This window comes from Marinimicrobium sp. UBA4209, from assembly GCF_002381585.1.
GTDB classification, from domain to species: Bacteria; Pseudomonadota; Gammaproteobacteria; order Pseudomonadales; family Cellvibrionaceae; genus Marinimicrobium; species Marinimicrobium koreense.
Genome location: NZ_DFTP01000016.1, coordinates 4,074 through 18,665 on the forward strand (window position 1 = coordinate 4,074; position 14,592 = coordinate 18,665).

The following is a 14,592-nucleotide window of genomic DNA, read 5'->3' on the forward strand; positions in this document are numbered from 1 at the left end:
GAGTGGCGGGAGTTGATTCAGCGACTGCTGGACTATGGCGTATTGTGCCGGGACGACAGTCAGGTGGAAGCCGAGCTGTACGATCGCTTTGAGCGCATTGAAGCCCTGGTGGATGACTACCTCAGCCTGATGGGGGTTCGTCTGCAACACGATACGCGCTTTCAGTTTGTCCGCCTGATCCCGCCCGGTGCGAGAGTGCCCGGCATTGAAGATGAAAGTGACGAGCCGTTTAACGGCGGTTTTCGCACCCGCCTGAATCAGGCGGAAATCGCCCTCGTGCTGATTTTACGCGCCGAGTATGACAAGGCGGTGCGCGAGGGTGTGATTGACGAACAGGGCTGCGCGACCCTGTCACTGGAAGCGGTGGCGCTGGCCAGCAAGAACCTCCTGCAGCGCAGCCTGCCCGAAGCCCTGGCGGAGCGCCGTCAGCTGTTCCGCCGGCTGCGTCAGTTGCGGCTGATTCATTACGCCCAGGAGGCGGATCTGGAGCAGACCGATAGTTGGATCAAGGTGCGGCCGTTGATTGTAAACCTGGTGAACAACGAGTGGCTGGATAATTTGCGGCATGACATTGAAGCCGAAGCGCCGACCGCGGAGGTGTCCGGCGAGGCCGAACCGGAAGGCGCATCGATATTTTCCGGGGAGCGGTGATGGCGGCCGAGATGGGTTACGGCGGATGCGCTGCGCTNNCTTATCCGCCCTACGCAAACCACGGCAGTCCGCGTAGGGCGGATAAGGCCAAAGGCCGCATCCGCCGTAACCCAAACTTGCCGTAACCCCAGCCACATGACCGAACAAGAACCAAGACGCACTTGGTGAGACCTGATTTATGTATCTGAAGAAGTTCATCTACATCCACTGGGGCAACATCCCCAATACCGAATGTGAATTCGGCCCGATCAATCTCTTCTCCGGAGGGAATGGTTCGGGTAAAACCACTGCGGCGGATGCCATTCAGACCATCATGACCGCCGCCCACGACAACCTGTTCCATTTCAACCCCGGACAGGACGAAGCCAGCCAGCGCGGGCGGGGTGGCAAACAGGTGCGCACGCTCGCCTCCTATGTGCTCGGCTGCGACGACGGTGCCTACGCGCGGCCCGAAGGTTGTGATGGCTACCTCGGCGCGGTGTTTTACCCGACCCCGGGAGAGACCAGTGAGCCGTTCACCGCACTGATCGGAATGCGTGCCCACCTGGAAGGCTCCGGCCAGCAACGGGTCGCGCGTCTGGACGAGCTGCAATTCATGTTATTGCCGGGTGTTCAGCTCGGCTTATCCGATTTACTGAAGAGCGATACCGGTGGCCGCTATGTGCTGCCCCTGGATCGGGCGTATGGCCTGTTGCGGAAACAGTTCGACCCTGAGTCCGTCGAGAAGTATGACAAGAAAAAAGCCTATCTGGGCCGATTGTATGGTCTGATCCGGGACCGACAGGATGCCGTGTCCGAACGGGAGGCGATGAACGCCGCCCGGGCCTTTTCGCGCTTTATGGCCTACAAACCGATCAAAGGCATTGACGAGTTTGTGGCCAACGAAGTGCTGGAACCGCGCGATCTGGGCGAAGCCATTCGTTCCGTGTCGGCAATGCTCAAGCGCATTCACGGCATGGAAGCCGATGCCCGACAACTGCGCGAAGCCATTGAGCGGCTCAACCAGGGCCGACTCACGGCCGGTCACTTTGTCGATCAATGGCTCGATTGGCAATTGCTCCATTACGGCCTGGCCCGGCGCCGTTACAACGACTGCCAGAACCGCTACCTGACCGAAAAGCGTAAGCAACAAACGCAGCGCGAGGCGGTGGAAGCGAACCGGCAGGCCATTGAGTTGAGCGAGCAGCGCCGGGATGACCTGCAGCAGCAGTTGTTGGATCTCAACACCCGACGCCTGGGCATTCCCGGGTTGCGGGAAAAAGACCAGTTGGCTCAGGAACGCAAAGCGGAGGAGCAACGGCTGCACGCGACGGTGCCGAAGCTGTTGGAACAACTGCAGAAAGTCGATCGCAATCGCGAGAGTGCCAAGGTATTGCACGACGGCTTGCGCCGCACCTCTTTGTCTTTGGTGTTGCCGGAGTTGGCCGATAAAACTCGCAATGCCCGCCTCAAAGCGATTGCCGAGGATGACACTCGGCTGGACGCCCATGAGCTGCTCAACCGGGACTGGATTGACATCAGCCCGTTGGAATCCCGTCTGGATCAGGCTCTGACGCAACAACAGCAACACCGCCAGTTGTGGTCGGACTGGTTTGAGAGTGAAGAGGGCACCGCCAATCTGCGGGATCGCCTGGCGCGCGAGTGTGACAAGCGCCAGCAGGCCTGCGATCAGGTACAGGCGCGAACCGAGCGTTTGGGGCGGGAAATGGGCGCATTGGAAGCCCGGGAAGTGAGCTATCCGCCCTACGTGCAGCAGGCATTGGCGGAACTGCACAAGCAGCTTCCCGAAGCCGATGCCCGGGTGCTGTGCGATCAGGTGGAGGTGACCGAGCCGGAGTGGCAGTCCGCCATCGAAGGCTATCTGGGCGGCGCCCGTTTTGGTTTGATTGTGGACCCGGATTATGAGGCCGAGGCCATTCGATTGGTTCGCTCCCTCAGTGGCGTCGGTCAGAAGGCCCGGGTGATTCAGGGCCACAAGGCCCGGCGGGATAATGAAAAGCTGGGTGCCTTGCCCCAGGGCAGTGTGGTGGAAGTGATGCAGTTCAACCACGACACCGCCGAGCAATACCTGAAGGCGAGCTACGGCTCAGTGCAGCGGGTACCGGATGCGGATACGCTGCGCAATACCCGTCGCGGGGTCACACGGGACTGCCTGGGCTCGGGGAATTACTCTCTGTTCCGCTGCGATATCGCCGACAGCGATCTGGTGTTCGGCCAGAGCGCCCGTGAGCGCGCCCTGGCGGCCCGCCGACGGGAGCAGGAAGCGTTGACCCGTGAATGGCAGGCGAGCCGGGATCTTGCCGTCGAGGCGCAACAACTGCTGGCCGCCGTGGACGGACTGCGTGTCCCCGAGCATGGCGACTGCCTGCAGACCATGCTCAGCGCCCAGCGGCGCCTGCAGTCGTTGGAGCAGCAGGCGGAGCAGCTCGACCTGAGCGCCGGTGAGGCTCTGGAAGAGGAGCTCCAGGCGTTAAAGGGCCGGGTGGATGAACAGGCCGCTCAGGCACGGGCGCTGAATGAGGAGCGGGCCAACCTGCTGGCGGAATTGAAGAATATCGACAGTCGCTGCCAGACTCTGGATCGGGATCAGGACCAGACTCTGGCGGTGGTGGAGCAGTGCGAACAGAGCCTGGAAGGCCTGGATGCGCTCGCGCCGGGGTTCGATGCCGAGGCGCGGTTGGCCGAGGTCGACGAGGACCTGCGCGAGGCCCGCTATTATGAGGCCCGTCTCGCGGACGTGCAGGGCGAGCTGAAAAGTGCCCTGCACAAACTGCAGCAGTGCGTGTTGCAACACAATCAGCAGTGCCGCCCGGCGGACGCTTTCGCGCTGGAACTGGACTTCAGTGACGAGTTCGGACGGGAGAATTTTGCCCGCATCTGCCAGTTACGCCGCCAGTTCGACAGCCTGTACAACCGGGACAAGAACCACATCCTGGCTCAGCGGCACAGCGAACTGCAATCCCTGCGGGACAGCTTCAACAACGCCTTTGTCACCAACCTCTGTCACTCGATCTACCAGGCGATCAACGATGGCAAGCGGGTACTGGAGGACCTTAACCGGGAGCTGGAGCACCACCGTTTCGGCGCGGACCGGGAGCGATTCCGGTTTGATTGGCAGTGGGTGCCGGAATTCAAAGAGTACTGGCAGTTTTTCAAGGCGATCATCGATAATCCCAGTCTCGGCGACGGTGCCACCCTGTTCGATATCGAGCTTGAACCAAAGCACCAGAAGGTGCGCGAGCGGCTGATGACCATGCTGCTGGATGAGGACGAGCAGAAGGCGCTGCGGGATCTGGAGCGTATCGCGGATTTCCGGAATTACCGCCGCTACGAAATCTACAAGGAGCCGGAAGGCAAGCAGCCCATCGCTCTGAGCCAGTATGGCACCGGTTCTGGTGGCCAGTTGGAGACGCCTGCGTATATTATCCGCAGTGCGGCCATTACCTCGGCGTTCCGCTTTGGCGAGGGCAACAGCCATTTGCGAATGGTATTGGTGGATGAGGCCTTCTCCAAGATGGATGAACACCGCTCACGGGAGGTGATTCACTACCTGACCGAGAGCCTGGGCTTACAGTTATTGTTCATCATGCCCAGCAGTAAATCCGGTCCGTTCCTGGAGTTGATCTCCAACCAGTTTGTGTTCAGCAAGTGCGCCACCCGCGAGCGGGTAGGGGAGTTGCAGACCCGGGTGGTGTTGGATCGACAGGAATGCGACCGGGAGCGGATTCAGGAATTGATGGCGAACCACCGCCAGACGATTCGCCAGCAGGCGGAGTTGGATTTTCTGGAAGAAGTCGAATGATATCAAACGATACTCTACAATCCCGGTTCAACCAACTGCGTACCAACAAAGCCTTCGAGCTGTTTGTGGTGGGCATCATCATCTTCTCGGCTCTGGTCATCGGGGCCAAGACCTATGATATCCCGCCGCTGATCTCCAACGCGATTGTCATTACCGACTGGTTCATCACCATCTTCTTTCTCGTGGAAATCACCATCCGTTTCCTCGGGGAACCGCGCAAACGCGACTTTTTCAAATCCGGCTGGAACATCTTTGACACCACCATCGTGGTCGTCAGCCTGATCCCCATTGAAGACAGCGAACTGGCCCTGGTGGGCCGCCTGGTGCGGGTGTTCCGGGTGCTGCGTATGGTGTCCATCATCCCGGAGCTGCGCACGTTGCTCATCTCCCTGCTCAAAGCCCTGCCACAGCTCGGTTATGTGGCGCTTATGATGTTCATCATCTTCTATATCTACGCCGCCATCGGCAGCATGTTCTTTGCCAGCGTCAATGAGGAGCTCTGGGGCGATATCGCCATCAGTATGTTGACCCTGTTCCGGATCATGACCTTTGAAGACTGGACCGATGTGATGTACGAAACCATGGTGGATTACCCGTTCAGTTGGGTCTTCTACGTGACCTTCATTTTCCTGTCGGCCTTCGCGTTTCTGAACATGATCATCGGGATCGTCGTGAACGTACTGGACGAGCAGCACCGCAAAGAGCGCCAGGAGGAGGGCGAGCCTACCTTGCGGGAGTTGCAGAGTGAGCTGCGCGAATTGAAGGATCTGGTGCGTCAGTCGAGCCGACCCCGAACACCTCAGGAGTAACCTCATGGCCACAATAGATTCCATCATTGATCGTCTCGATCAGCTCCTCGACCGGGCGGAGCGTTTGCTGCCTGCCACTGACCCGACGATTGACTGGACCGCCCAGGCCTTTCGCTGGCGGACTGCCAACGGTCGGGGATTTCTGCAGGCGGTGCGCCACCCGCATCGGGTGGCGCTGGAGGCCCTGCAGAATATCGATACCCATAAAGAGGCCCTGGTGCGCAACACCCGGCGCTTTATTGAGGGCAAACCGGCCAACAATGTGCTGCTCACCGGCGCTCGGGGTACCGGTAAGTCCACCCTGATCAAGGCCGTCTGGAATACCTTTTCCGATCAGGATCTGAAACTGGTCGAGGTGGACAAGGCCGACCTGCCAAACCTGAGCGATATTCTGGTGTTGCTCGAAGAGCGGCCAGAGCACTTCATTGTGTTCTGCGACGACCTGTCCTTTGAGGAAGGTGATATCAGTTACAAGGCCCTGAAATCGGCACTGGATGGGTCGATTGCCGCTCCGGCGGAAAACATTGTGTTCTACGCCACCTCCAATCGACGTCACCTGTTGCCCCAGACCATGCGCGACAACCTGGATGTCAGTTACGAGGAGGGCGAACTTCGCCCGAGCGACAGCATTGAAGAGAAAACCTCACTGTCGGACCGGTTCGGTTTGTGGTTGAGCTTCTATCCGTTCAGCCAGACCGAGTACCTCGCCGCCGCCCGCTATTGGGTAGAAGCGTTGGGCGGACAGTGGGATGAAGACGTGGAAGCGGAAGCTTTGCTGTGGCACCGGACCCGGGGCGCCCGCAGCGGCCGGGTTGCCTGGCAGTTTGCCCGGGACCATGTCGACCCCGCCTGACGCAAGCGACGTTACAAACTGTTAACAGCCCTCTACAAAAGGTTACAGATTCGTGACCCTGGCTTTGCTAGAGTGGCTTACATAACGACCAACTGCAAGGAATCCCCCATGTTCAAACCGTTTATGGCGGCCGGTGCTCTGGCAACGGCGGCGCTGCTCTCCAGTACCTCAGCCCTGGCGACCATTGTTGAATTCGAGACCGAGCTGGGTAATGTTCAGGTCAATCTGTACGATGAAAGTACCCCGGAGACCGTCGAGAACTTTCTGTCTTATGTGGAGTCCGGCGCTTACGACAATACATTCTTTCATCGCCTGGTGCCCGAGTTCATCCTCCAGGGCGGCGGTTTCCGATACATCGAAGACAGTGGCGATGTGAAGAGCATTGAGACCGGTGATCCGGTGATCAATGAACCCGAGTGGTCCAATCGTCAAGGCACCATTGCCATGGCCAAGCTGGGCACTGATCCAAACAGCGCGACCTCTCAGTGGTTTTTCAACCTCGAGAACAATCACGAAAACCTGGATGTCCAGAACGGTGGCTTTACCGTGTTCGGTGAAGTGATCAGTGGTATGTCGGTTCTGGAGGACATCGCCGAGCTGCCCCGTTTCAATCTGCAGGGCGCGTTCACCAATCTGCCGTTGCGCAATTATGGCGAAGAGGAGCTGGAGAACGATGTGGAAGTCGATTCCACCCATCTGGTGAACCTGCTGTCCGTGCGCATCATTGACGATGCGGAGAACTCAGCAGCCGACCTGGATCCGGTTCCCAATACACTGATCGATTCCGTGGAAGACAAGGAATCCGGTGGCAGCTCCGGTGGTGCCATGGGCTGGTTGCCGTTGATGCTGGGGTTGTTGGGTTTGCGGAAGGTTTTGGTGAGTTGAAACTTTGTCGGGTTACGCGCTGCGCGCTAACCCGACCTACCGGAAAGCAGCGAAGTCCTTCGTAGGTCGGGTTAGCGCGCAGCGCGTAACCCGACAATCAAGCTCCGAGATTTCACACTTCAATCGAATCAAACACCGTGACTTTGCGCCACAGGTGCGAACAATCCTCCACAAACTTCTGGTGGATCGGGTGCACCTGGTAGGCGTTCTGACCTTCAACATCATCAAACATCAACAGCTCGGATACCTGGTAGCTGTTATCCACCACGTCCCGCTTTTCCGTTGAGGCCGGCACACCGATGTGAATGCCGCGCACGGTTTCAATGTCCTTGAGGGTTTTCAGACCCGCGATCAGGGCATCGCGATCTTCTGTCGATTCCGGATTCTTCAACCAGAAAAACACCGTGTGGGTCAGCTTCGGAATCGCCACGGTTCCGTGCTTGTGGTGTTTGTGGTGGCCATGACCGTGGTCACCCTGATGCTTTTCTTCACCGTGATTGTGGGCCTGAGCCGAGGGCAGCATGGCCGCAACGCCCAAAGCCGCTGCACCGGTGATGAATTGCCGACGATTGGAGAGATCTTTCATTGTGATTGTGCTCCTGTTGGGAGGTTTTTATGAAGGCCGGTATCGGTCAGGATGACCAACCAGTCTTGTGGTGAAAGGTTGAATGCCGCGTCCCGCTCCGGGTTCAATTGCAATCTGCGTCCCTGATGCGACTCGTGATAATAAACCCCAAGCGCCGTTTCGCCACGCTCGGCGACAAGCGCTTCGAGCTTCCAGAAGGGTAGGGAGCCCTTGATGCCGTAATCCCCGGTTGGGCGGAAATAGATCTCAGCGCCACCCTCAGTGAATAGTTCATCAAACACCAGGCGCAGCTCCGGACGCAAGGCGACCTGGGCCAGAAGATGACTGAGAATCAGCGGGCTGATGATGGTTTCACCACGCTGGTGCCCGAGCAGAATGGCGTTGTCCGGATCGCTCAGCTCCACCAGCAGTTGCGGCGGATCATCGGTCTGTTTCAGGTGCTCTTCGAGAATGCTCTGTCCGACGATGGCACGGGCGTCGGCCTCTTCACCACTGTTTACCCGGTCACTGCTGGTCAGAACAATGCTGTCATACTGGGCGGGTTCAATGTCATACAGCTCGCCTTCCTGCATGAAGTCGGTTTCGATATGTCGACATTGCGCTTTGATACTGCCCATGTGGTAGCGATCAATGAAATTCTCCCTCTCCTGAGCCGACAGAATTGAGACGATGTCCAACTCAAACCGATACTGGCGATAACTACCCAGCTCGTGCACCAATGCGGGAAGGCGATCGTTCCAGCCGAGAATCAACACTTTCTTTTTGGTCAGGCGGTTGGCGGGTTTATGCTTGTCATCCAGCGCTTTGCGCTCAAGCGGATTCAGCCGGTACCCCGAAGCCTTGAGTGGCTGGGTATCATTGAATTCCGGAGCAATGAACACGACTTTATCCGTCTCGGTTACGACGGTGTCAGAAGGAGCATTCAACTGCACACGCCAGTGCTCCTCTTCCCGGCGCAGCAATCCGCAGATCACAGCACGTGGACAGCGCACGGCGATGGACGCGAGAGAATCACCGGCAAAATGTTCGCCGCTGCGGACATAAAACTCGTTACCGCTCTGATCGGTCAGCAGCTCATTGTAGACCTCTGATAAACCGGGATGAATCAGATTCTGGGCCATGAGGCTGGCAATGGTGGCATCCCCTGGGACCACCTGAAGGGGCCCGGAATAAGCGCGGCGGGCGATGGGCAGCTTACGCAGGTCCTGGATTTCCGCCACGACAAATGGCCGGGTGACATTCTGCCTGCGGGCCAGAGCATCCAATGACATCAGTGCCTTGATGGTCTCTACATCGGCGCTGACCAGACTGTTGAGTTCGTGGGAATCGCTGGGAATGATGACCGCGGCGGCGTTCAGACAGGCCGCCCGATGCAGGGCATCGGGCTGCAGAGCACTCCCGGAGCGCAGCACAATCTGCCTGGCTTTGCGACCGATGCCCGGCTCGGCGCGCAGTTCTTCAGCCTGTAGCGCCGACATATCCTCTGCCAACACCACCAGTTTGAGACGGGAACTGTCGTGCCCCAACAGGTGCTGGCGCATCGACCCGGAGGCACTCAAAAGCTCTCTGATCAGGGGCAGGGTGCGGCTGTTCCAGCCAATGATGACCACATGATTCCGAAAGGCCACTGGCGTCAGGCCCCGCTCAAGCGCGGTCATCCGGGCGATCAATGAACGAGTGAGAATGGCCACCAGGGTACCCATGAATACCACATAGCCACTGACCGTGAGAATCGTCGACACAAAGCGCAGCCAGGAGCCCTGATCATCGCCCAGATAGCCCGGGTCCGTCAGGCGCAGAAACGCCCACCAGACCGCGTCACCCACGTCTTCGCCTTCGCCGGCCGGGAACGCCAGGAGGCTGCCGGTAATGGATATGAGGGCGATGATTGCACCCACCACCAGCAACTGAAAGAGAGCGCCTTTGACGAATTGGCGCTCAACAAAAAATTTGACCCGGTCTATAAAACGCAGTGGCAGCATGGCAGCTCCTGTCCCGACGAGCTCAGTGCATCAGTGAGGGCTGCCAGTATACCGGTTTTTGCGCTCAGTCCAATTCAGAACCATGACGGTCAGGGAGGGCAACATGGTGAGCGTCACCAGTGTGGCGCCGATAATGCCCGCCATAACGATCACCCCGACCCCGCGGTACAGCTCGCTGCCGGCGCCGGGCAGGAACACCAGGGGTGCCAACCCGACAATGGTGGTGATGGTGGAAATGGCAATGGGGCGCAGGCGTGAGCTGACCGCTTCGCGCACCGCATCGACCGAGTCCATGGCCTCCTCCTTGAGGTTACTGATGGCACGGTGAACGATCAGAATCGGGTTATTGACCACGGTGCCCATGAGAATCAGAAAGCCGAGCATGGAGATCATATCGAAGGGCTGACTGATGCCGCCCAGGCCGAGCGCGGAGGTGGCGCTACCCAGGAGGTTGAGCAAGGCGAGCCCGGCAATCCCGCCGGCAATGCCCAGCGGAATGGTGGTCATGATCAGCAGCGGATAGCCCCAATGGGTAAAGATGGCCACCATCAGCAGATAGACAATGAACAGCGCGACCAGATAGTTGCTGCTCAGAGACTCCCGGGTGGCGTCCAACTGGTCGGCCGCCCCGGAAATATTCAACGTCACCCCCGTGGGCACCTGCCCATTTTCCTGCAGATAGCCTACGACGTCTTCGCGCACGCGCTTGACACCGGTCTCCAGGGCGACTGAGCGGGGTGGGATGATGTTCAGCGTTACGGTACGGCTGCCGTCGAGCCGGCGGATGCTACTGGTATCCACCGTTTCCTCCATCCGGGCGAAATCGGACAGGGGCAGGGTACCGCGCTCGGGCACAAAGACGGCGATATCCTGAAGCGTATCCAGATCCGCGCCGGGACCCTGCTGGTTGTACAGATAGATATCGATTTTGTCATCGGCGAGGAAGAACTCATTCACAAAAGCTCCGTCGGTCAGCGCCGACACGGAGAAGCCGATGTCCTCGGTAGTCAGACCGAGCTCCGCCGCCCGATCCCAATCGGGGCGGATTTCCAGTAGCGGCTGGGCCAGGGAAAGACTGGAAGGGCGGGTCTGGATGCTCGGGTTGTCAAACACGGCCTCAGCGCGCGCGTAGGCGGCCTGCGCCACCTGAAACAGGCTGGCCAGATCCGGCCCGGAGATATCCAGGTTGACGCTGCGTGTGCCGCCGTCGTTGCTGCTGATGATCGAACCGCGCGCGGCAAATGCCCGCATTCCGGGATAGGTTTCGTATTGCTTGACCAGGGCGGCCATCAGCTCCTCGATCTGCCCGGGATCCTTGGATTCGGTGATGATCCTCAGGCTCTGGGGCGAAATACCCAAGTTGATGTATTTCATCGCCGGTACCTCGGTTTCACCCCGTTCGAAGGCTTCCGGCTCATCGTCCACGTAAGGCATGAAATACTCCTGAAGCTCCATGCCGATGGCTTCCATGGTTTCAAGGTTATAACCCGGCGGGGCATTCATGGAGGCGAAGGTTTTCGGCTCTTCACCCTCGGGCAGGTATTCCGCTGGCGGTGTGAGGAACAACACAATGGCACCACTGATCACAATGGTGGCGACAATGGCACTGATACGCCGCCGGGGTGTTTCGATCAGCCAGTGAATTTGCCGGGTGATCCGCTGCTGAAGCGGATGGGCTTCGTCGCCACCGGAGGCGCCTTCAAATTTCAGCCGGGCGCTAGCGGTGGGGATGACGGTAATCGCCACCAGCATGGACACCAGGATCGATGCGGAAATGGCGATCGCAATATCCGAGTAGAGCTGTCCCGCCTCTTCGGCGATAAACACTACCGGCAGAAACACCATTACGGTGGTCAGGGTAGAGGCCAACACCGCCGGCCAGACTTTCTGGACCCCGGCAACGGCGGCCTGCAGTTTCTTCAGCCCTTTGCGACGCTCGAGTTCGATGCTTTCGAGCACCACAATACTGTTGTCCAGGGTCATGCCGATGGCGAAGGCGACCCCAGCCAGGGAAATGACGTTGATGGTCCGGCCCGCGATCAACAGCCCCAGGAAAGCCGCGATGGTACAGATGGGAATACCCACCACACCCAGCGCAGTGGCCCGAAACGAACGCATGAACGCGTACATTATCCCGGTTGCCAGCAGGGCACCAAGAATCAGGTTTTTCCAGACATTGAACACCGAGGCCTGCACATACACCACATCATCAGCGGTCAGGGCCAGTTCCATGCCTTCCGGGTTGAGCAGGTCCCGGTTGATGTTTTCCACCTCGGCCATCATGGCGTCCTTGATGGCAATCACGTTGGAACCGCTCTCCCGGCGCACCGACAGACTGATGACGGGACGGGTGTTGACGTAAGAGGTCTGGCGAATTTTGAAGTGATCGAGTTCGACGTCGGCCACATCGGACAGCCGGGTAATGCTGTCGCCTCGGCGCTCCAGGATAAGGTTTTCCAGACCCTCCAGGTCCTCGAAGCGACCCATGGTGCGCAGCAGGTAGCGCCGCTTGCCGCTTTCCACTTCACCGCCGGACAGGTCCCGATTGCGCTCGCGGATGGCATCGCGCACTTGCGTGAGAGTGATTTCCCGCTCCGCGAGGCGCTCGGGGTTCAGGTGAATCTGGATCTGGCGTTCGGCGCCACCCCCGACGTTGACTTCAGACACTCCGGGCACGCCGGACATACGCGGCCGGACATTGTCTTCGATAAAATCACGCATCATGTCCATATCCAACCCCCGAGGATTGCCCTCCAGCGGGGAGATTCTGAAATACATGAACGCGTTGGAAGAAAACGACGTGGCGTAGACACTCGGCTCGTCGACGTTTTCCGGGTAAGAGGGGACCTGGGTCAGGGCGTTATTGACGCGGATCAGGGTTTCGTTGATGTCCACCCCAAATGGAAACTCGAGCTCGATCTGGGCGGAACCGAAATCGGCACTGCTCTGCATTTCCACCAGGTAGGGAATGTTCCTCAGGTACTCCTCCTGTTCGATCAGGATCTCCTTCTCCACATCCTGGGGCGTGGCGCCGGGCCAACTGGTACGGATGGAAATGGTACGGACTTCCAGGTCCGGAATCATCTGCACCGGAATGCGCAGCGCGGCCAGGATACCGAGTACGCAGATGATCAGAACGGTGACAGTGACCAGAATGCCGTGACGAACAACCCAGGAAAACATCAGCGACTCCCTCCCTGGTCATTCGCGTGACTCTCTGCAATGCGCTCGGGGACAACGTTTTGGCCTTCCTGCAAGGCTTCATTACCCAGGGTAACCACCACATCGCCCGACGAAAGACCCGAGCGGATCTCCACCCAACCAGAGGCACTGATTCCCGGAGTGACCTGTTGCTCGCGTACACCGCTGACTTGCCCCTGTTCCGCTTCGGTAATCACCCAGACACTGACCCGGCCATCCGGGTAGCGGATCAGGGCGTCACGCGGTACCGCGAGCCCGGTACGGTCGGTATTGAGCTCCAGAAGCCCCGAGGTGGACAGGCCGGGAATCAACTCCGGTGCATCGTCGGGCGGTGTCACGCGCAACAGAAACGTTCGTGCGCCGGTCTCGCTGAGTGGCACCTTGCGATGCACCCGTCCGATGACTTCGGTGTCGGGGTAGGCGTCAAACCGTAGGGAGAGGCTGGATTGTTCGCTGACCCTCGGGAAGTACCGCTGGGGCACCTGGAAATGCACCCGCAGTGGCGCACTGGCCACCAGCTCCATGAGCGGGTTGCCGGGAGACACCCACTCGCCCAGATCCACCTGACGAGAGCTGACCACACCATTGAAAGGCGCTCTGAGCTGGTGTCGCTCCAGTTCCGCCTCCAGGCGATTCAGTCGGGCCCGGGCGGCATCGCGATTGGCCCGGCTGACCCGCTCCTCCGCTTCCAGGCGCCGAATGTCACTGGCGGCAATGGCGCCATCGCGCAGCGATCGGGCTTCATTGAGCTGCCGCTCGCTGTCGGCCCACTGCGCCTCGGCGCTGGCAAGGTCTGCGGCGGCCTGATCCCGATCGATACTGACCAGCTCGGAATCCAGCTCCAGCAGCAGATCCCCAGCCTCGACCCTGTCCCCGGCATCCACGGCCAGCCGGGACACCAGCCCGGCCACCTGGGGCGAGAGCAGCGATCGCTGCTCGGCGGTAACCGAGCCGGTCAGGGGAACCGTTTCGATGACCGGCCGCTCAACCACCCGAACCGCCTCGACTCTGGGCGGCTCCTGGGCCGAGGTCCAGGACGCCGCCAGAAGCAGTAACAGGCCATACAATGGGCGAGGGGAGGCGATCATAGTCATACCGGTTTGTCTCCTGAGTTCCTTCGATGCGATCCAGCATACCGTCTGAGGGAAGCGGCGCAAATATCCACCGCGTTAAGATTTGTCGTCAAACCCGCGCAGAGCGGGGCGTTTTGCTCGGCTTTATGCTAGGGTATGCTTCCCGGTGCGGGCGCTGTGGCGCCGTCGAGGGCCAGTCCTCCGCACCCTGGTACCAGAATTACGGAATACGCAGTATGAACGATCAGTACGACCGCCGGAACGCCGCCTGGCGCGCCGCCCAACAATGGCGAGAAAAGGCCCAGTCCAGCTCTCGGTGGCGAGGCCCCAAGCTATTTCTGGCCTGGGTGGTGTTTGGCCTTCTGATGCTTATTGGCCTGGTCATAGCGCTGGTATTTTTGCTGGTGGGCTGGCTGGCCATGCCGCTGCTGCGCCGGCGCTTTCGCAAGCGCACCGAACAGATGCGCGCCCAGGCTGAGCAGGCCGCCCGGCGAGCTGGTGGCCATGGTCCCGGCTCCGGCAACCGGGGCAATGTGATCGAGGGTGACTATTCCGTTGATAAATCCTCCTCCGAGAGCGACCGCCATGATCGCTCATAGCGCCAAGGGGCTGGTCATCGCCCTGGTACTCGGCGTGCTGTCTGGCTGCGCGCTGTTCCAGCCGGATGTGAGCCGCAACGCCTGGCCCGAAGACATACCGCCCCGCTCGGATTTTGAGGCACTGTACGCGGCGGATGAGCGCAATCAGGCG

Annotated in this window: 10 protein-coding genes; 6 read left to right on the top strand and 4 right to left on the bottom strand. The window is 59.6% G+C overall.

All coding sequences use genetic code 11. From position 1 onward, the window contains the following. From B3187_RS02865 to B3187_RS02885, 5 genes are all read left to right on the top strand, one after another. Window positions 1-651: DUF4194 domain-containing protein (locus tag B3187_RS02865; RefSeq protein WP_286804502.1), on the top strand; the 651-nt coding region annotated here is incomplete at its 5' end. A gap of 178 nt (window positions 652-829) precedes the next feature. Beyond that, the gene (locus tag B3187_RS02870) at window positions 830-4,453 is read left to right on the top strand and encodes an ATP-binding protein (protein WP_286804503.1); all 3,624 of its coding nucleotides are present in this window, start codon (window positions 830-832) and stop codon (window positions 4,451-4,453) included. After that, on the top strand, window positions 4,450-5,262 hold the full coding sequence (locus tag B3187_RS02875) for an ion transporter (protein ID WP_414673666.1): 813 nt from the start codon (window positions 4,450-4,452) through the stop codon (window positions 5,260-5,262). The genes B3187_RS02870 and B3187_RS02875 overlap by 4 nt, the downstream gene beginning before the upstream one ends. Before the next feature lie 4 nt (window positions 5,263-5,266). Then, complete coding sequence (locus B3187_RS02880) at window positions 5,267-6,115, top strand: ATP-binding protein (RefSeq protein WP_286804504.1); 849 nt, start codon at window positions 5,267-5,269, stop codon at window positions 6,113-6,115. Window positions 6,116-6,223: 108 nt separating this feature from the next. After that, window positions 6,224-7,000, top strand: coding sequence for a peptidylprolyl isomerase (locus B3187_RS02885; RefSeq protein WP_286804505.1), 777 nt, complete (start codon window positions 6,224-6,226; stop codon window positions 6,998-7,000). A gap of 112 nt (window positions 7,001-7,112) precedes the next feature. Here B3187_RS02885 and B3187_RS02890 read toward each other — a convergent pair whose 3' ends face one another. Genes B3187_RS02890 through B3187_RS02905 form a run of 4 tightly spaced genes read right to left on the bottom strand, consistent with a single transcriptional unit; the run spans window position 7,113 to window position 13,863 of the window. Continuing rightward, entirely contained in the window at window positions 7,113-7,586 is a 474-nt protein-coding gene (locus tag B3187_RS02890; protein ID WP_286804506.1) for a Dabb family protein, read from the bottom strand. Next, on the bottom strand, window positions 7,583-9,568 hold the full coding sequence (locus B3187_RS02895; RefSeq protein ID WP_286804507.1) for a CASTOR/POLLUX-related putative ion channel: 1,986 nt from the start codon (window positions 9,566-9,568) through the stop codon (window positions 7,583-7,585). The genes B3187_RS02890 and B3187_RS02895 overlap by 4 nt, the downstream gene beginning before the upstream one ends. Before the next feature lie 30 nt (window positions 9,569-9,598). Beyond that, the gene (locus B3187_RS02900; protein ID WP_286804508.1) at window positions 9,599-12,751 is read right to left on the bottom strand and encodes an efflux RND transporter permease subunit; all 3,153 of its coding nucleotides are present in this window, start codon (window positions 12,749-12,751) and stop codon (window positions 9,599-9,601) included. Then, a complete protein-coding gene (locus tag B3187_RS02905) occupies window positions 12,751-13,863 on the bottom strand; it encodes an efflux RND transporter periplasmic adaptor subunit (RefSeq protein ID WP_286804509.1) in 1,113 nt (370 codons plus the stop codon). Before B3187_RS02905 ends, B3187_RS02900 begins: the two co-directional genes overlap by 1 nt. Window positions 13,864-14,078: 215 nt before the next feature. Here B3187_RS02905 and B3187_RS02910 point away from each other — a divergent pair, with 215 nt between their 5' ends. Then, window positions 14,079-14,441 (top strand): hypothetical protein, encoded by a 363-nt coding sequence (locus B3187_RS02910; RefSeq protein WP_123637362.1) that lies wholly within the window; start codon window positions 14,079-14,081, stop codon window positions 14,439-14,441. The last annotated feature ends 151 nt before the right edge of the window (window positions 14,442-14,592 follow it).

What these genes read in the sequence shown, in the direction of transcription:
- B3187_RS02885 (WP_286804505.1), top strand. Translation starts at nt 6,224, where the DNA reads ATGTTCAAACCGTTTATGGCGGCCGGTGCTCTGGCAACGGCGGCGCTG.
- B3187_RS02900 (WP_286804508.1), bottom strand. Translation starts at nt 12,751, where the DNA reads ATGTTTTCCTGGGTTGTTCGTCACGGCATTCTGGTCACTGTCACCGTT.
- B3187_RS02875 (WP_414673666.1), top strand. Translation starts at nt 4,450, where the DNA reads ATGATATCAAACGATACTCTACAATCCCGGTTCAACCAACTGCGTACC.
- B3187_RS02880 (WP_286804504.1), top strand. Translation starts at nt 5,267, where the DNA reads ATGGCCACAATAGATTCCATCATTGATCGTCTCGATCAGCTCCTCGAC.
- B3187_RS02910 (WP_123637362.1), top strand. Translation starts at nt 14,079, where the DNA reads ATGAACGATCAGTACGACCGCCGGAACGCCGCCTGGCGCGCCGCCCAA.
- B3187_RS02895 (WP_286804507.1), bottom strand. Translation starts at nt 9,568, where the DNA reads ATGCTGCCACTGCGTTTTATAGACCGGGTCAAATTTTTTGTTGAGCGC.
- B3187_RS02890 (WP_286804506.1), bottom strand. Translation starts at nt 7,586, where the DNA reads ATGAAAGATCTCTCCAATCGTCGGCAATTCATCACCGGTGCAGCGGCT.
- B3187_RS02905 (WP_286804509.1), bottom strand. Translation starts at nt 13,863, where the DNA reads ATGACTATGATCGCCTCCCCTCGCCCATTGTATGGCCTGTTACTGCTT.
- B3187_RS02870 (WP_286804503.1), top strand. Translation starts at nt 830, where the DNA reads ATGTATCTGAAGAAGTTCATCTACATCCACTGGGGCAACATCCCCAAT.